The organism is Streptomyces nigra (assembly GCF_003074055.1).
Classification (GTDB): Bacteria; Actinomycetota; Actinomycetes; order Streptomycetales; family Streptomycetaceae; genus Streptomyces; species Streptomyces nigra.
This window is the reverse complement of record NZ_CP029043.1, coordinates 3,405,793-3,422,512: the sequence shown is the minus strand read 5'-3', so window position 1 is coordinate 3,422,512 and position 16,720 is coordinate 3,405,793. Positions and strand designations below refer to the sequence as shown.

Annotated in this window: 20 protein-coding genes and 1 tRNA gene; 13 read left to right on the top strand and 8 right to left on the bottom strand. The window is 72.5% G+C overall.

Annotation, left to right across the window (positions count from 1 at the left end; all coding sequences use genetic code 11):
• Positions 1-28: 28 nt before the first annotated feature.
• Together rlmB and DC008_RS15675 are read left to right on the top strand one after the other, a co-directional pair.
• Positions 29-970: a 23S rRNA (guanosine(2251)-2'-O)-methyltransferase RlmB gene (gene rlmB, locus DC008_RS15680; protein ID WP_108707526.1), complete on the top strand. Its 942-nt coding sequence runs from the start codon at positions 29-31 to the stop codon at positions 968-970.
• Positions 971-1,104: 134 nt separating this feature from the next.
• Positions 1,105-2,754 carry a DoxX family protein gene (locus DC008_RS15675; protein ID WP_108707525.1) on the top strand — a complete coding sequence of 550 codons (1,650 nt, stop codon included), beginning with the start codon at positions 1,105-1,107 and terminating at the stop codon, positions 2,752-2,754.
• An 86-nt stretch (positions 2,755-2,840) separates the two neighbouring features.
• Here DC008_RS15675 and DC008_RS15670 read toward each other — a convergent pair whose 3' ends face one another.
• From DC008_RS15670 to DC008_RS15660, 3 genes are all read right to left on the bottom strand, one after another.
• The gene (locus DC008_RS15670) at positions 2,841-3,572 is read right to left on the bottom strand and encodes a nucleotidyltransferase family protein (RefSeq protein WP_108707524.1); all 732 of its coding nucleotides are present in this window, start codon (positions 3,570-3,572) and stop codon (positions 2,841-2,843) included.
• 125 nt (positions 3,573-3,697) lie between these two features.
• Positions 3,698-4,156: a hypothetical protein gene (locus DC008_RS15665; RefSeq protein ID WP_055625319.1), complete on the bottom strand. Its 459-nt coding sequence runs from the start codon at positions 4,154-4,156 to the stop codon at positions 3,698-3,700.
• A gap of 209 nt (positions 4,157-4,365) precedes the next feature.
• A complete protein-coding gene (locus tag DC008_RS15660) occupies positions 4,366-5,457 on the bottom strand; it encodes an ABC transporter ATP-binding protein (RefSeq protein ID WP_108707523.1) in 1,092 nt (363 codons plus the stop codon).
• 214 nt (positions 5,458-5,671) lie between these two features.
• On the opposite strand from DC008_RS15660, the gene DC008_RS15655 reads away from it, so the two are divergent.
• From DC008_RS15655 to DC008_RS15635, 5 genes are all read left to right on the top strand, one after another.
• Positions 5,672-5,746: transfer RNA gene (locus DC008_RS15655), tRNA-Thr, on the top strand.
• Positions 5,747-5,934: 188 nt separating this feature from the next.
• A complete protein-coding gene (locus DC008_RS15650) occupies positions 5,935-6,171 on the top strand; it encodes a hypothetical protein (protein ID WP_055625317.1) in 237 nt (78 codons plus the stop codon).
• 128 nt (positions 6,172-6,299) lie between these two features.
• Complete coding sequence (locus DC008_RS15645) at positions 6,300-6,668, top strand: hypothetical protein (RefSeq protein WP_108707522.1); 369 nt, start codon at positions 6,300-6,302, stop codon at positions 6,666-6,668.
• A gap of 296 nt (positions 6,669-6,964) precedes the next feature.
• Entirely contained in the window at positions 6,965-7,348 is a 384-nt protein-coding gene (locus tag DC008_RS35705) for a hypothetical protein (protein ID WP_208645887.1), read from the top strand.
• A 234-nt stretch (positions 7,349-7,582) separates the two neighbouring features.
• Positions 7,583-7,930: a hypothetical protein gene (locus DC008_RS15635; RefSeq protein WP_244221359.1), complete on the top strand. Its 348-nt coding sequence runs from the start codon at positions 7,583-7,585 to the stop codon at positions 7,928-7,930.
• 116 nt (positions 7,931-8,046) lie between these two features.
• Here the strand turns inward: DC008_RS15635 and DC008_RS15630 are convergent, their stop codons facing one another.
• From DC008_RS15630 to DC008_RS15620, 3 genes are all read right to left on the bottom strand, one after another.
• Positions 8,047-8,340, bottom strand: a complete 294-nt coding sequence (locus DC008_RS15630; protein ID WP_055625148.1) for a hypothetical protein — start codon at positions 8,338-8,340, stop codon at positions 8,047-8,049.
• Between the two features lie 257 nt (positions 8,341-8,597).
• Positions 8,598-8,891: a hypothetical protein gene (locus tag DC008_RS15625; protein WP_055625143.1), complete on the bottom strand. Its 294-nt coding sequence runs from the start codon at positions 8,889-8,891 to the stop codon at positions 8,598-8,600.
• A gap of 143 nt (positions 8,892-9,034) precedes the next feature.
• Positions 9,035-9,532, bottom strand: coding sequence for a hypothetical protein (locus tag DC008_RS15620; protein ID WP_108707521.1), 498 nt, complete (start codon positions 9,530-9,532; stop codon positions 9,035-9,037).
• A gap of 340 nt (positions 9,533-9,872) precedes the next feature.
• On the opposite strand from DC008_RS15620, the gene DC008_RS15615 reads away from it, so the two are divergent.
• From DC008_RS15615 to DC008_RS15590, 6 genes are all read left to right on the top strand, one after another.
• Complete coding sequence (locus DC008_RS15615) at positions 9,873-10,697, top strand: hypothetical protein (RefSeq protein ID WP_108707520.1); 825 nt, start codon at positions 9,873-9,875, stop codon at positions 10,695-10,697.
• Positions 10,698-10,751: 54 nt separating this feature from the next.
• Positions 10,752-11,033, top strand: a complete 282-nt coding sequence (locus DC008_RS15610) for a hypothetical protein (RefSeq protein WP_055625140.1) — start codon at positions 10,752-10,754, stop codon at positions 11,031-11,033.
• 153 nt (positions 11,034-11,186) lie between these two features.
• Positions 11,187-12,464: a wax ester/triacylglycerol synthase domain-containing protein gene (locus DC008_RS15605; protein WP_108707519.1), complete on the top strand. Its 1,278-nt coding sequence runs from the start codon at positions 11,187-11,189 to the stop codon at positions 12,462-12,464.
• Between the two features lie 26 nt (positions 12,465-12,490).
• On the top strand, positions 12,491-12,772 hold the full coding sequence (locus DC008_RS15600) for an acyl carrier protein (RefSeq protein ID WP_108707518.1): 282 nt from the start codon (positions 12,491-12,493) through the stop codon (positions 12,770-12,772).
• The gene (locus DC008_RS15595; protein WP_108707517.1) at positions 12,769-13,977 is read left to right on the top strand and encodes a beta-ketoacyl-[acyl-carrier-protein] synthase family protein; all 1,209 of its coding nucleotides are present in this window, start codon (positions 12,769-12,771) and stop codon (positions 13,975-13,977) included. The genes DC008_RS15600 and DC008_RS15595 overlap by 4 nt, the downstream gene beginning before the upstream one ends.
• Before the next feature lie 51 nt (positions 13,978-14,028).
• Entirely contained in the window at positions 14,029-15,312 is a 1,284-nt protein-coding gene (locus tag DC008_RS15590) for a wax ester/triacylglycerol synthase domain-containing protein (protein ID WP_108707516.1), read from the top strand.
• Between the two features lies 1 nt (position 15,313).
• Here DC008_RS15590 and DC008_RS15585 read toward each other — a convergent pair whose 3' ends face one another.
• Together DC008_RS15585 and DC008_RS15580 are read right to left on the bottom strand one after the other, a co-directional pair.
• Entirely contained in the window at positions 15,314-15,802 is a 489-nt protein-coding gene (locus DC008_RS15585; RefSeq protein ID WP_108707515.1) for a GNAT family N-acetyltransferase, read from the bottom strand.
• 8 nt (positions 15,803-15,810) lie between these two features.
• Positions 15,811-16,698 (bottom strand): aminoglycoside phosphotransferase family protein, encoded by an 888-nt coding sequence (locus DC008_RS15580; protein WP_108707514.1) that lies wholly within the window; start codon positions 16,696-16,698, stop codon positions 15,811-15,813.
• Positions 16,699-16,720 lie beyond the last annotated feature (22 nt).

Here is a 16,720-nt window from a genome sequence, read left to right as displayed (position 1 = left end):
TTCGAACGCTCACGAAGACAGGTAGGTCATGGCCGCGAACAACCGCCGCATGTCCGGCAAGAAGGGCGCGCAGGTCGGCAGTGGCGGCCAGCGACGCAAGGGTCTCGAAGGCCGGGGCCCGACCCCGCCCGCCGAGATGCGCAAGGGCCACAAGAAGAACCGCGTCGCCAACGCCAAGGCGAAGCAGGCCGTCCGCCGTCCCACGCCCCGCGGCCGCGGCGGCAGGAGCACCTCGGAGCTGGTCGTCGGCCGCAACCCGGTCGTCGAGGCGCTGCGCGGCGGCGTTCCCGCCAGCACCCTCTACGTGCAGCAGTTCATCGACAACGACGAGCGCGTCCGCGAGGCCCTCCAGCTCGCCGCCGAGCGCGGCGGCATCAACCTCATGGAGGCCCCGCGCCCCGAGCTGGACCGCATGACGAACGGCCTGAACCACCAGGGCCTCGTCCTGCAGGTCCCGCCGTACGAGTACGCGCACCCCGAGGACCTGACGGGCGCCGCCGCCGACGCCGGCGAGGACCCGCTGATCGTCGCCCTCGACGGGGTGACCGACCCGCGCAACCTGGGTGCCGTCGTGCGCTCGGTCTCCGCGTTCGGCGGCCACGGCGTCCTCGTCCCCGAGCGCCGCGCGGCGGGCATGACCGCCGGCGCCTGGAAGACGTCCGCCGGTACGGCCGCCCGGACACCGGTCGCGCGGGCGACGAACCTGACCCGCGCACTGGAGGCGTACAAGAAGGCGGGCCTCGTGGTCGTCGGTCTCGCCGCCGACGGGGAGGCCGAGGTCGGTGACCTCCAGGCCCTGGACGGCCCGGTCGTCATCGTCGTCGGCAGCGAGGGCAAGGGCCTGTCCCGCCTGGTCGGCGAGACGTGCGACGTGCGGGTGCGCATCCCGATGCCGGGTGGCGCGGAGTCCCTCAACGCCGGTGTCGCGGCCGGGATCGTGCTCTACGAGGCGGCCGGCCGACGCCGCTGAACACCTGTCCGTGGGGTCACCCGTGCGGGCTAATTGCGGTGACAGTGGTGCGACCTGCGCATCCTTGACGCGGTCCGGACACATCGGACCGGTCAAGGCAGTGTCCTAACCTCGCGTCACTCGGTTAGTTGAGTGTGGACACCAGAACACCCCGCACTCCCACGGGGGACCGCTCGTCGGGATACGACGACGCTCCCGCGCTGAGCATGGTGAAGGTGCCGAGCGATCCGGCGCAGATCATCGTCAATCACGCGAGTTTCCGCGTGCTGCTGGGCGCGTCCACCGGGCGCCCCACGTCCCAGCGGATCGCACGGCACCTGAGCGCGCCCGAGGACACCGCCCGTGTGCCCGCCGGCCACGCCGCGGGCGCGGCGTCCGGCGCCCGGCGCCGGGTGTCCGTCTGGAACGGCATGTCGGCGCCCGACGACACCGGCGCCCACCGCCTCCTCCAGGCCGCCCGGGACGGCAGCGTCCGGCACGGTGACGAGGCGGCCCCGTTCGCCGGCGGCACCCAGGTCATCCCGCGCGTCGACGTCGGCACCGGCTACGCCGGGAGCTACGACGACTACGACGACGACCTGACCCGGACCGTCGAGACCCCGATCGTCGGGGCGCAGCGCACGCACGGGGAGTCCCTGGACACCCGGCTGCTGCCCCATATGCGTACGGTCGAGAGCGCGTACGACGAGGAGTACGCGTACGGCGCCGACGACTTCGGGCCGCACGACGACCTCGACGGGGCGGACGACGACGGGACCGACGCGGCGCCCAGGCGCTCCGGCGACGACCCCGCCCGGCACGCGTACTACCCCGGCCGCCGGATGAACCTCGGCGTGGTCCTGCTCCCGCTGCGCGTCTTCCTCGGCTTCATCTCGATCTACGCCGGCATGGGCAAGCTGTGCGACCCCGTCTACTTCGACGGCGGCAAGCGCGGCTCCATGGTGACCTGGCTCAACACCCTGCATCCGTGGGAAGTCGCCGAGCCGCTGCGCCAGTTCGCGCTCGCGCACCCGGTCGGCGCCGGCCTGGTGATCGCCTTCTTCCAGGTCATCGTGGGCGTCCTCACGGTCCTGGGGTGCTGGCAGCGGGTCGCCGCGGTGGTCGGCGCGCTGCTGTCCGCCGCGCTGCTGGTCACCGTCAGCTGGAAGAGCGTCCCCGCCTACGACGCTCCCGACATCATCTACCTCGCCGCCTGGTCCCCGCTGATCATCGCCGGGGCGCCCGTCTACTCCATCGACGGACGGCTCGCGGGGATGGCCTGGCGCCGGCTCGGCCCCCGCTCCGACATCTGGGAGCTGCGGCAGTACGTACTGCGCCGCGGCGCCCTGATCACGGCGCTGGTCACCGGGGTGACCCTGCTCGTCGGCTCGCTGCTCGGCGGCGCGGTCCGGGACGCCGACCGTGTGGTGGTGCCCGGCCCGGGCGAGGCCCCGCGCAACGAACTGCCGGGCTCGCCGCTCCCGGAGAAGCCCGGCAAGCGGCACAGCAAGTCGCCGTCGGCCTCCAACTCGCCGACGCAGGGCGCCACATCGGGCACCACGTCCCCGTCCGGCGCCGCGAGCAGCCCTGGCGCCACCCGGGACACCGGCTCGACCGGCGTGGGTACGCCCAGCCAGACGCAGGGGACGGCCGGGCAGGCGCCGCCCCAGCAGTCCTCGCCGACCGACCAGGAACCCGGCACCACCGACCCGACGTCCGGCGGCCCGACCTCCGGCGGCGGAGGCTCCACGGGCGGCGGCTCCGAGCCGGACCAGCCCGGCCTGGTGGGCGGTCTGCTGGGCTAGGCCTTGGGCACACGGAAGGGCCCCGGACTTCCAGAGTCCGGGGCCCTTTTCGCGGCGTAAGGCTGTCGCAGACCGCCGCAGGGCGCTCAGCGGCCCTGGGCCGCCAGTTCCTTCGCGGCCTCCGTGAGGTCCTTCGCGGTGTCGATGGCCCTCCAGTACGCGCCCTGAGGCAGCGGGAAGCCGTAGAGGCGCCGCTCGCGGGCGAGATGGGGGAACGTGGTGCGCTCGTGGTCGCCGCGCTCGGGCAGCAGGCCGGCGAAGGCGGGAGAGAAGACGTAGACGCCCGCGTTGATCTCGAAGGTCGACGGCGGGGCCTCGATGAAGTCGGTGATGTGCCCGAAGCCGTCCGTCTTCACGGCACCCCAGGGGATACGCGGCCGCGCGAGGGCGAGGGTGGCGACGGCGTCACGCTCGGCGTGGAAGTCGGCCATGTCGCGCAGCGAGAAACGCGTCCAGATGTCGCCGTTGGTGGCGTACCAGGGCTGGTCGGGGTGCGGCAGATGGGCGGCGGCGTACTTGAGGCCGCCGCCGCGGCCGAGGGGCTCGGGCTCGACGACGGTCGTGACGCGCACCGGAAGGTCGGCCGACTTCAGCCAGTCCTGGAGCACCTCGGCGAGATGCCCGCAGCTGATCACGACGTCCGTCACGCCTTCTTCGGCGAGCCAGACGAGCTGATGGCCGATGATCGGCGTCCCCGTGCCGGGGATCTCGACCATCGGCTTGGGCCGGTCGTCGGTGTACGGGCGCAGCCGGGAGCCCTGGCCGCCGGCCAGGACGACGGCTTGAACGGGGCGGGACGCGGCGTTCGGATCACTCATGACCGCACTGTACGCGGCGCCCCGCCCACGGCATGCGTGGGAAACCGTCCCGCCATCAGCCGTTACCGTCCGGAAGCGCGAGCGTGCCCCCGCGGAGGCACGGGACGGGGTGTGGGTCGACGCCGCTACCGGTGGGCGGCCGCCACCCCCGAGGCGAACGCGGTGTCGCAGACGGGCCGGGAGAAGGACTGCGCACGCGTCGGGCCGTACGCGCGGACCGCGGCGCGGCCGAGGGCGCGGGCGATGGAGGCGCAGTGCCGGCCGAGCGACGGACGCTCGTCGACCGCCTGCTGGAGATGGGTCAGGGCGACCCCGGGGTTCTTCTCCTGCAGTTCGGTCAGCAACTGGTCGCGCAGCACCTCCTGCGGAGCGCGCGGGGCGGCGTTCTTCGCACCGCCGACGCTCGTGACGTCGGTCGCCGTGAGCACCGAGTCCGAGGAGTTCCCCGACCAGTTGACGCGGGTGACCGCGAGTGTCCCGGAGAGCACCAGGACGACGGGCAGGACGAGGGCGAGAGTGCGGCCGAGCTGGCGGGCGGGGCCCCGGTGGCCGCGTCGAGTCTGTTGGGTGGTGGAGTGCTTCACGCGAGTGAGGGTAGCGTTCAGTGCGGATATGGCGACATTTAGTCACCGGTTCGAGGGACGGCCATCCTGCTTTCCCTGCTTGCGTGTTGACGCACACCATTCGAAATGACCGGTATGCCGGGGTATTTGTCGACAACGGAAAGGGCCCCGCAGAAGTCTGCGGGGCCCTTCTCGTTCCGTGCGGGTGCCTCGGCGGGCGAGGCGCCCGCTCAGTCGGACAGGCGCTTGCCCGTCGACGTCGAGAAGACGTGGGTCTCACCGGAGCGCGGGACGATGTGCAGCGTGCTGCCCTTCTCCGGGACGTCGCGGCCGCTGACGCGGACCACGAGGTCCTTGGAGTCGTCGCCGCCGACCTTGGCGGTGCCGTAGACGTAGGCGTCGGCGCCGAGCTCCTCGACCACGTTCACCGTGACGGCGAGACCCTGGTCGGAGTCGGGGCCGGCCACGTCGAAGTGCTCGGGGCGGACACCGACGGTGACCGTCTTGTCGGTGGTCGCGGAGAGCGCGTCACGGTCGACCGGCACGACCGAGTTGCCGAACTTCACGCCGCCGTCGGCGATCGGGACCTCGACCAGGTTCATCGCCGGGGAGCCGATGAAGCCGGCGACGAAGAGGTTCGCCGGGCGGTCGTACATGTTGCGCGGGGTGTCGACCTGCTGGAGCAGACCGTCCTTGAGGACCGCCACACGGTCGCCCATCGTCATGGCCTCGACCTGGTCGTGGGTGACGTAGACGGTGGTGATGCCGAGACGGCGCTGGAGCGACGCGATCTGCGTACGGGTGGAGACACGGAGCTTGGCGTCCAGGTTGGACAGGGGCTCGTCCATGAGGAAGACCTGGGGCTCACGCACGATGGCGCGGCCCATCGCCACACGCTGGCGCTGACCGCCGGAGAGCGCCTTGGGCTTGCGGCCCAGGTACTCGGTGAGGTCGAGGATCTTCGCGGCGTCCTCGACCTTCTGGCGGATCTCCGCCTTCGGGACACCGGCGATCTTGAGCGCGAAGCCCATGTTGTCGGCGACCGTCATGTGCGGGTACAGCGCGTAGTTCTGGAACACCATGGCGATGTCCCGGTCCTTCGGCGGCAGGTGCGTGACGTCGCGGTCACCGATGCGGATGGCTCCGCCGTTCACGTCCTCGAGCCCCGCGAGCATCCGGAGCGAGGTGGACTTGCCGCAGCCGGACGGACCGACCAGGACGAGGAACTCGCCGTCCGCGATCTCGATGTCGAGTGCGTCGACGGCGGGCTTGTCGGAACCCGGGTAGATCCGGGTCGCCTTGTCGAACGAGACAGTGGCCATGGTGATGGGCCCCCTTCTACCGGCAGGAACGTGCCGGACGATCCGTTGTAGGAAGGTGGTTGGTGTAGTCCACATGTGCGGACTGGCACTGGACGCTACCTGGCGTTCGTATGGTCTGTCAGTACCAGGAGCATGTGAACTTCACGGGAATTCTCGGCGGAGCCCGCCCGCGGGGTGGGTACACTGCACGGGCGCGTGCGTGAAGCGCGCGCACGCCTCCTTAGCTCAGCTGGTCCAGAGCGGCTGTCTTGTAAACAGCAGGTCGTCGGTTCGAATCCGACAGGGGGCTCTTCGCAACTGCGGGGCGGTGACTCGAAAGAGGCCGCCCCGCACGTCTTTTCCCGTCCCCTTTCACACCGCCATGTCCCGTCAGGGACACGGGACATACGCCGTCATGGAATAGGATCGCTACTGCTAGTGTTCACGCAGTCACAGTGGGCAATCAGCCTCATGTATGTAATGAAATCCGAGGGTTCCATGCGCAAGCTTCACAAGGTCATGATCGCCGCTGCCGCCGCCGGCGGGCTCACCGCGATCGGCGCGGGCACGAGCGTCGCCCACGACGCCACCCCGTCCGTGACGGACATGTACCGCCCGTACCAGGAGTGCAGCCCGCAGACCGTGGCCGCCACCGACGTCCCGGTCGCCGTGCTCGGCCTCTCCGAGACCTTCGACACCACCTGCGGACAGTTCAACAACGCCTTCACCCGCTGACGACCGGCGGCGTGGTCGTGCGCGACGCCTTCCGCGGGCCCCTTCGGAATCACCCCCGAGGGGGCCCGTTCCTGCGCGGCCACCGGGAAGGCGTGTCCGGGCCCACCCCCACCAAGGAGACTCAACACATGTTCAACGGCAAGAGGATCGTGGCTGTCTCGGGGCTGCTCGGCGGCCTCGCCCTGGCCGGCATCGGTGCCGGACCGGCCCAGGCTGCGGCCCCGGCCTGCGCCCTCGACGCGCAGGGCAACATCATCTGCACGCAGACGGTCACCGGGCAGACGCCCGAGGGTGACGACTTCGTCCTGCGGCGCAGCGTGAACTGCCAGCCGTCGAAGCCCCTCACCCTGCCCGCTCCCGGGGTCCTGTCCAACGGGCAGACCCGGATCGGCCCCCAGATCACCTGCGCCGACATGAACGAGACGGCGCCCGCGGTCCCCGCCGACAGCGGCGAGCAGAACGAGGTGAGTCCGCTCATCGCCCGCCTCCTGGGCTGAGCGGGCGACCGCGGTACGAAAAAAGCACGAAAAAAGCAGCGGACGGCCGGAATCAGGGAGACCTGATCCGGCCGTCGCTTTTTTTTTCGCGCGCCCGGACCAGTACTTCGGCGAATGGGTGAGGGTTCCTTCCGGGCCGTGACCCGGACCCGGGGTGACGTCGTTTTCGTTGGAAGGAAACGGACCCGACACGCCTCCGGCTGCGACGAAAGATCCCAAATTGCTACGGATTGACTGTATATGCTCACATTAAGTAGTCAACCAGGGCCTCGTGCCCGGGAAGAAAGGGTCAATCCATGCGCAGGTTTCAGCGCGTCGCGGTGGTAGCCGCGGCTGTTGCGGGGCTGTCCGCCTTCGGTATCGGTGCCGGTACCGCGTTCGCCGACGAGAACGAGTGGGAGGGGCAGTTCGTGACCGCGGTGGCGAACTCCTCGGCCAACGCCGTCGCCACGACGGCCACGCCGGCGGCCGAGAAGGCCGCCCCGGAGGCCGCTCCGGTCGCCGCCGCCCCTGAGGCCGCCCCGGTGGCCGCCCCCGAGGCCGCTCAGCCGGTCGCCCCGGAGGCCGCTCCCGTCGCCGCTCCGGAGGCCGCCCCGGCCGCCGCGCCCGAGGCCGCGCCGGAGGCCGCTCCCGAGGCCGCCGCCCCGGAGTACGGCTACGGCGAGTACGTCGCGAAGTAAGCATCTCCCCGCGGGAACCGGTGCACGAGATTCAGGGCCTCGCATCGGATTCCCCCGGTACGCCGCACGCGGTGTGCCGGTGAAACCTCAGAATTCGCAGCCCGGCCGCGCGGCAGACCCCTTCGGGGTGCGCGGCCGGGCTGCGGCGGTGCCGACGCCGGACGTTCCCGAACAGGCGCCCGGCGACGGGTTTTTCGACACTCGACCAACACCAGGACAAGAGGAACGCAGCACATGAACGGTCGACAGAAGATCGCAACCGTATCGGGGCTCATCGGAGCGCTCGCCGTCCTCTACGGCGGCGCCGCACCCGCGTTCGCGGACGACTCCAAGGGGGTCTGCACCATCACCTCGCAGGGCGACATCGTCTGTGTGAAGAAGAGCGAGGTCGTCCACAAGGACAAGCGCAACGGCTATGTGCTCCAGCAGAAGCAGGACTGCTCGACGACCGAGCGGCCCCGTGTGATCACGGCCGACGGCCGGGTGGGACGCGAGGGCTCCGTGGAGTCGGGTCCCGTCGTCGAGTGCAACAACGAGGCGGAGCTGCCCAAGGGGTTCAAGCTCCCCAAGTTCGACTTCTGACACCCGCCGCGCCGGCCCCTTTCAGCCGGCCCCCTTCGGGGGCACGAAGAAGCCGGACCCGGAGTGATCCGGGTCCGGCTTCTTCATACTGTGCTGTGGGAGAGAACTCCCTTACCTCACTTGCCGAAGGCGCTGTTGTTGCAGCCCATGGAGGAGCCGAGGTGGGTCTCCTGCGCGCCCGGGTTGCCCTCGCCGTTCAGCAGGTTGCCGCCCAGGCCGTTGGCGATGCCGACCTGGCCCAGGATGTCGACGTTGGCGTCGTGCGAACGGCAGTTGCTGCTCTGCAGGACGCTGACGCTGCTGCCCTTCTGGCCCCAGCCGCCCTGGTCGGCCGTGGCGGTGCCGGCGCCCAGGAGTCCGACGGTGCCGAGCGCGGCGACCACGACGGCGGCCTTGTGGAGCTTGTGCATGTTCATCTCCGGTGGAGTGGAGGTGGGTTGCGATCCGTCATGGACCGCGTGCGTACAGTCACGGAGGCTAATAGGAAGTATTTCTGGGCAATGGGCGGCGCGCCCGAATTCGGGAGAGTCTCACCACGTTGGCCGATGGGGTCGGAATTCGAATTGTTCTCCGGTGAATTGCGGGAAAAAAGGAGTCCCGGCGCCGGACTCGCGGTCCGGCGCCGGGACTTGATCCCGCTCGGGCCGACGATGCGGCCCGGGGTGGCTCAGAAGGCGCTGTTGCTGCAGCCCATCGTCGAGCCGAGGTGGGTGTCCTGCGCGCCGGGGCTGCCCTCACCGTTGAGCGCGCTGCCCAGCAGGCCGTTGAGGATGCCGACCTCGCCGAGGACGTCGAGGTTCAGGTCGTGCGACTTGCAGTTGGAGCTCTGCAGGACGCTGTACTTGTCGCCGCCGCTCTTGCCGTGGCCCTCGTCGCCGTGCGCGGTGGCCGTGCCGGCGCCCAGGAACCCGACGGTGCCGAGGGCGGCGACCACGACGGCGGCCTTGCGAAGCTTGTGCATGTCATCTCCGGTGGAGTGAGGTGGGGTGCGATCCGTGAGAGATCGACTTCGTACAGTTACCGGAGATTAATAGGAACTATCCGATATGTCCGGAGCGGCACGCCGACTTGATCGATGTCGCCCCGGAAGCACCCGGAAAGTCGTCAGCGCGTGGCGTGCGCGGTGGCGAGGGAGTTGGCCTGGCTGTTGGCCTGGTCGCAGTCGATGCCGCGGGTCTCGGCGGCGGCCAGCACGGCGACCGGGACGGCCGCGTTGAGCAGGCTCTGCGGGCTGCACTCCTGGTACGGGCGGAAGAGGTTGGCCTGCTGGACCGGGCCCGACGGGGCGGCGGCGGGCTGCGGGTTGACCTGCGGGCTGATCTTCGGGCTCAGTTGGGGGCTGACCTGCGGGCTGACCTCCGCGCCGCGCTGCGGGGCCGCTGCCGGGGCGGGTGCCTGACGCTGCGCGGACGGCACGTTGGAGGACTGCGCGCTGGCCTGGGAACCGGTCCACGAGCTGGCCTGGGCGTCCTGCTGCGGCGCCGCCGGGGCGCCACCGCCGTACCCGACGGGGGTCTCCCCGGCGAGGCTGGGGGCCGCGCCGATCGCCGACAGACCACTGGCTGCTGCCACGACGAGTGCGACCTGGTGAAGCTTGCGCATGGAACTCGGCCCTTCATTGACCTTGCATGGACGTACGGGAATTGCTCCGACCCATGCGGGGAACGACCCGGCGGCGCACGCGGTCACGTCCCGGAATGCGCGCTCACCCGTTTGGCGCGGAATGCTTTTATCCGACCGGCGGCATTTGAGTGACGGAATTCGGCGTGCCGTGACCTGGCGGCCCCCGTTTCGTTCCCCAGCAGGAAGGCGTGAAGTCCACATGACAGCTCAGGCATTACCCCTGTAAGGGCGCAGTACGAATATCAGACTGAGCGCACGCGACATCCCCACGAATTAATACGGATTTCCCTGCACAGGTAATGAAGGGCCGAGGGTTTCCATGCGCAAGCTTCACAAGGCCGCGCTCGTCGTAGCGGCGGCAGGCGGTCTCACCGCCATCGGTGCCGGCGTGAGCGAGGCCGCCGACCAGCCCGTCGGGTACAGCGGTGCCGCCCCGGCTCCCGCTCCCGGCTACCCGGCGCCGCAGTACGCGGCCCCGGCACCGGCTCCCGCCCCCCAGTACCAGGCGCCGCCGCCGCAGTACGCGGCTCCCGCTCCGCAGTACCAGGCGCCGCAGCAGTACGCCGCCCCGGCGCCTGCTCCCGCCCCGCAGTACCAGGCGCCCCAGTACGCGCCGGCTCCCGCCCCGCAGTACCAGGCCGCTCCGCAGCAGAGCGCGCCGGTGGCCGCGGCGGCGACGTCCCGCTCGGAGGGCGCTGCGGCCGTCAGCCATCCGCAGCCGGCTCCGCAGTACGCGGCGCCCGCCCCGGCTCCGGCGCCCGCTCCGGTGGCCGCCCCGCAGGCGCCCACCGGGTACGCCAGCGCCGCCGCCACCTCGGGCGGCTTCGCCCAGGCCTCGACGCCGCAGGCCGCTCCGCAGGCCGCCCCGCAGCAGGCGGCGCCCCAGGTCGTGCCGCAGGTGACGCCGCAGGCCGCGCCCCAGGTGATGCCGCAGGTCGCCCCGCACGTCTCCGCTCCGCAGGTCTTCAGCCCGGAGCCGGCGCCGCGGGTCGCCCCGCAGGTGAACCCGCAGGTCAACCCTGAGGTGAACCCGCTGATCAACCCGCTGATCTCGCCGGCGAGCGCGCCGCAGGTGCCGGGCCTCGGCCTGGGCCAGGTCGCGGCGCCCCCGGTGGGTCAGCTGGGTCTGCCCCGCCTCGGCTGATCACCGCACCGATCCGCCGCACACCCCCTCAATCGCAAGACCAACGGAGAGAACATGCGCAAGCTCCACAAGGTGGCCCTCGTGGGCGCCGTCCTCGGCAGCGTCGGTTCGTTCGGCGCCGGCACCGCCCTGGCCCACGGTGAGGCCCGGGCCCATGACGTGGACATCACGCAGGGCATCGAGTGCCGCTCGCACGACATGAACATCGACGTCCTCGGCAACCTCGGCGCCCTCAACGGCGCGCTGGCCAACGCCCTCAACGGCGAGGGCTCGCCGGGTGCCCAGCCCAGCCACCTCGGCTCGGACATGGGCTGCAACAGCGCCGCCCTCAAGTAGCCGCAGGAAGCGCACGGTTCACGCCCGCTCCGTCACGGGGCGGGCGTTGGACTGCCGCCTCGGCAACGCTGTGTGAACGTGTGTGACTCTACGTGTATGGTTGGTCGCGTCGGCTCACGAGGCCCGACGGAACGGACGGCGAGGAGTGGTCCCTTGGGCAAGTCGACCTTGCTGAAGATCCCCCGCATGCGACTGTCCTACGCCGACGAGATGCTGCTGGTCAACGGCTGCCCCGGCGTCATCGGCCTCGCCGCCGTCTTCTCCGGTGAGCCGCCCGCGCCGGACCGGGTGCGCGCCCGGGTCGCCGAGCGCTGGTCCGGCCTGGAGCGGATGCACCACGTACTGGACCTCCCGGCGGGCGGAGCGGGTGGCGCGCGGTGGACCGTGCCGGGGCCGTTCGACCCCGGCGCCCACGTCGCCGTAGCCCCGGCCGGGTTGGACGCGCTGTGGGCCACGAGCGTGGACGGGCCGCTGCCCGGTGGACTCCCGCCCTGGCGGCTGTACATCGTCCCCGGCGCGGCGTACGGCGGGGACTTCGCGCTGGCCCTGGTGGCCCAGCACACCCTGCTGGACGGGCGGTCCCTCGCGACGCTGATGCGGGCCCTGGTGGACACGCCCGCCGCCGCGCGGAGCGCGGCCCGGCCGGCGCCGGCCCGCACCGGACTGCGTGCCGCGGGCCGGGAGCTGAGGACGATGACGGCCGTCGGGCAGTCCGTGCCGCTGCGGCCGCCCGGCGAGGCACGGGCGGCGGTCGCGGTGCGCGAACTGGCCGCGGACACCGTGCGATCGGCCCGCCGGCAGCCCGCCGACGGGCGGGGCGCGACGCTCAACGAACTGCTGGTGGCCGCCGTCGCCGGAGCGCTGCGCGCCCGCTACGGACCCGTCCGGGACTGGAGCGCACGGGACGAACCCGTGTACACGGCGGTGCCCTGCGATCTGCGCACCCGGACGAACACCACGGAACTCGGCAACACCGTCACGGTCGTCCGGGTGCCGTTGCCCGTCGACGTGGACGGCCCCGTGGCACGGCTGCGTGCCTGCCAGGCCGCGCTGGCCACCGTCCCCGACCGGGCGGCCGTCCACGCCGGCGTGCTCTTTCCCGCTGTAGAAGCGGTTCGCCGCACGGGGCCCTGGGTGACCCGGCTGCTGACCGGCCGCGGGCGGCACACCTGTTTCGCCGCGACCGCCACCACGGCGCTCAAGTGGCCCGGCGCGGCCGACACGTTCGACGGGCGGCGTCTCGTGCGCACGGTGGGGCTCCCGCCCCTGCAGCGGCCGGGCACCGTCAGCTTCGCCCTGGCCCAGGTGGGGGACGCGGTCACGCTCACCGTCGTGTCCCATCTGCGCCCGGACGACGCGGGACGGCTCGCCGACGCGGTCGTCGCGGAGTTCGGCACGTGGGCCCGGACGACGACGCCGTCAGCGCCCTGACGGCACCACGAGAGGGAGGCAGTTGGATGGAAGCGGAACACGGCCACGTATGGGAAGCGCTGCGCCCGCTGTGCGCGCGGGTGATGTCGGTGCCGGCGGAGGCGGTGGTGCCGCACGCCCGGCTGGTCGCCGACCTCGGCGCCGACAGCCTGGACATCACCGAACTCGAGGTGGCGTCCGAGGAGATGTTCGGGGTGTCCCTGCGGGGCACCGACAAGTCCCGGGTGTCCACCGTGGGTGATGTCGCCGACCTGATCGTGCGGCTGCGCGCCGGGGCCACCGGCCTCCACAGCCCCGTGGGCCGATGACCGGCCGCCCCGCCGTCGCCGTCACCGGCCTCGGTGTGCGCTGCGCGGCCGGCTCGACCCCGGACGAGCTGTGGGACAGCCTGCTGCACGGCCGTTCGGCCGTCTCGCTGCACTCCTTCGACGCCGACGGCACCGTGGTGCACCCGGCGTCGGCGATGCACGGCTTCGACCCGGCCGGGTACCTCGCGCCCAAGGAGGTGCGGCGCACGGACCGTTCGGTGCAGCTCGCGGTGTGCGCCGCCCTGGACGCCGTGACGGACGCGGGCGGGCTGCATGTCGCGCCCGAGCGGCGCGCGGTCGTCACCGGCACCGGGTACGGCGGGGTGACCAGCCAGGAGAACGGCATCGGGCAGCCCGACGTGCTCTACGCGCCGCGGCTGATGAACAACGCGGGCGCGTACTGGATCACCGCCAAGCTCGACGTCACCGGGCCCAGCCTGACGATCTCCACCGCCTGCTCCTCCGGTACACACGCCGTGGGCGAGGCGCTGCAGATGATCCGGTCGGGCTGCGCGGACGTCGTCGTCGCCGGAGGCCATGACAGCCCCCTGACGCCGACGACCGCGCTGGCCTTCGGCCGGGCCGGCGCGATGGTCACCTCCTGCGCCGAACCGGAGTCCGCGTCACGGCCGTTCGACGCCGCGCGGCAGGGCTTCGTCCTCGCCGAGGGCGCCGCCTTCCTGGTGCTGGAGCGGCTCGACCTGGCCCGGGCGCGCGGGGCACGGGTGTACGCCACGCTCACCGGGTACGGCCGTACGTCCGACGCCTTCCACCTCACCGCGCCGCACCCCGACGGGGTGGGCGCGCGGGCCTGTATGGAGCGGGCGCTGGCCGACGCCGGGACCACCGCCGACGCCGTCACCCATGTCAACGCGCACGGCACCGGCACCGAGTTGAACGACCTGGCGGAGGCGCGGGCCATCAGCGGTCTGTTCGGGCCGCGGCGGGTGCCCGTGACCGCGCCCAAGGCCGTGACCGGGCACGGGCTCGGGCTCGCGGGGGCGCTGGAGGCCGTCGTCACCGCGCTGTCCGTGCGCGAGGGCATCGCACCGCCCACGGCCCATCTGACCCGGCTGGACCCGCGCTGCGAGCTGGACGTCGTCGTCGGTGAGCCGCGCAAGATCCCGGACGGGCCGGTGCTCAGCAACAGCTTCGCCTTCGGGGGCCACAACGCCTGTGTCGTCCTCGACTCGCCCCGTCTGTGAGCACCGGCGGCGGACATGACCGGGGGAAACGCGGAAGGGAGGCGGCGGGGCATGAGGCTGACGGCCATCGAGGAAGGGCACCTGCGCAACGGGATGCCCGGGACCATCGGGATCGTGGGGCTGTTCCCCGCGGACGGGCCGCCGTTCGACCTGGCGTGGCTGCGGGCCCGGGTCCGGGAGCGCTGGGGCGGCCTGGAGCGGATGAACCTCGCGCTGCGGCCGCCCGTCGGCCCGGCCGCGTTCTCCGGGCACCGCTGGGCGGTCCGGCCGTTCGACCCCGCCGCGCACATCGCCGTGGACGACCGGGACCTGCACACCCTGCTGACCGACGCCGTGAGCCGGCCGCTGCCCGAGGACCGGCCGCTGTGGCGGCTGCTCGTGACGGAGCGGGCCGGCGAGAGCGGTGAGCGTGCCGTCGTCCTGCTCGCGCACCACGCGCTGCTCGACGGCCGGTCGCTGGAGACGCTGTTCCGGCTGCTGATGGACGACGCCCGGCCGCCCCGCCCGCCCGTGCCGGGTACGGCGCCCGCCCGGCGGCCGGTCCGCGCCGCCGGCGTGGGCCGGGAGCTGCGGATCATCGGCGCCCGGGGCCGGGCCCTGCCCGCCGCGCCCACGGAGGACTACGCCCCGTCGGTGGCCGTCGTACGCCTCGACGCGCCCGTGATGCGCGCGGCCCGCCGTCAACCCGAGGCCGGCCGCGGCGCCACGCTCAACGAACTGCTGCTCAGCAGCTTCGCCGGTGCCCTGCGCGCCCGTTACGGCCCGCTGAGCGCCTGGCCCGCCGGGCCCGCCCCCTTCTTCGGCACCGTCCCCGTCGACCTGCGCGGCCGGCACGACGCGCACCGGCTCGGCAACGGCGTCACCGCGCTGCGCATCCCGCTCCCCGTCGATCTGGACTCGCCGGTGGCACGGCTGCGCGCCTGCCAGGAGGAGGTCGCGGCGTTCGACCACCGCTGCGACGCGCACCGGGCGATCCTGCCGCCGCTGCTCGCCACCGCGCGGGCCATGCCCTGGCTGGCCCAGGTGATGGCCCGGCGCCTCGCCCGCCCCGAGCTGACGACCAGCCTGTGCACGGCCTTCAAGTGGCGGGACAACCCGAGCCGGCTGCACGGGCGCACCCTGGCCCGGGTCGTGCCCCTGCCGCAGCTCGCGACACCGGGCACCGCGAACCTGTGTCTGGTGCACTGCGCGGACACCTACACCCTCACCGTCGTCAGCCATCTGCGGACCGGTGACGCCGAGGCGATCGGCGGCGCCGTGGCCCGTGAGCTGGCGGCGGTCGCGGCGTGCGAGGCCCCGGCGGACCGGACGGCGCGCGAGGTGCGGGCTCGGTGAGTCAGGACCGCGCGGCGCCGCCGCCCAGTGCGGCCAGCGCGTCGTCCGTCAGCCGGTACACCGTCCACTCGTCCTGCGGGCGGGCGCCCAGGGACTCGTAGAAGGCGATGGACGGGGCGTTCCAGGTGAGCACCGACCACTCCAGACGCTGGTAGCCGCGCTCCACGCACAGCCGGGCCAGCTCGGTGAGCAGCGCCTTGCCGTGGCCGGCGCCCCGGGCGGCCGGGCGGACGTAGAGGTCCTCCAGATAGATGCCGTGCACCCCGCGCCAGGTGGAGAAGTTCAGGAACCAGAGGGCGCAGCCGACGGTCTCGCCGGTGGCGTCGTCGGCCGCGATGTGCGCGTACACGGCGGGGCGTTCACCGAAGAGGGCCTCGTGCAGCTGCTCCTGCGTCGCCCTGGCCTCGTGCGGCGCCTTCTCGTACGCGGCGAGCTCACGGATCAGGGTGTGCAGGGTGGGGACGTCGGCGGGGGTGGCGGGGCGAATCATGGGGGAGGCTATCCGGACCGCCCGCGCAGCCGCTCCGCGATCTCGTAGTGGCGCTCGTCCAGGGGGCGGCCGTCCTCGATGTTCCAGAGGGAGTTCTGCAGCAGGCGGCCGTGTGTCCAGGCCAGGGCGCGGGGCCGGTCCAGGCCGAGGGTGTCGGTGAGGGCGTCGAAGCGCCAGAGGACGTCGTCGGCGTCGAAGCGGTTGTCCAGGGCGGGCCAGAGTTCGAAGGCGGGGTCGCCGGCCAGGGGTTTGGGGTCGATCGCCAGCCAGGGGGCGCGGGTGGAGGCGAGGACGTTCTCCTCGTGCAGGTCCCAGTGGAGCAGGCGGTCGCCGGGCTCGTCGACGACCTCCCGCAGGGCGGCGGCGCAGTCGGTGAGGAGGCGGCGGGCCCGCGGGTCCGTGAGCCGGTCCAGGGCGCGCGGGGTGCGCTCCAGCATGCGGTGCGCGATGTCGCGGAGGTGGCGCAGGCCCGGGGGAGCGGGGAACGACGTCAGATGGGCGAGGAGTCGGGCGATGATCAGGACCGACTCGTGGGCGTCCGGGAGGTGGGCCAGGGAGCGGGTGGGGTCGAGGCGTTCCAGGAGCATCGTGCCGGTGGCGGGGTCGTGGTCGAGGAGGCGGACCGCGCCGTCGCCGTCCCACACGCGCAGGGCGACCGGCTCGCCGGCGGTCTCGTCGTCGAGGAGCTGGAGCTTCAGGGCGGCGGGGGTGCCGTCGCGCCGGGTCACCGGGACGACCAGTGCGGCGACCCCGTGCATCGGACGTCCGTCGACCGCCAGCTCCCAGCGGTCGAGGAAGCCGGCCGTGAGTGTGGGGAGGGCGGCGACGAAGGCGCGGCCCGCCTCCCCGTTGTACTCCTGCTGCGACGCGGCGAGCTCCGCGGGGACCTCGATCATTCCGGGGACCCTACCGGGCTCC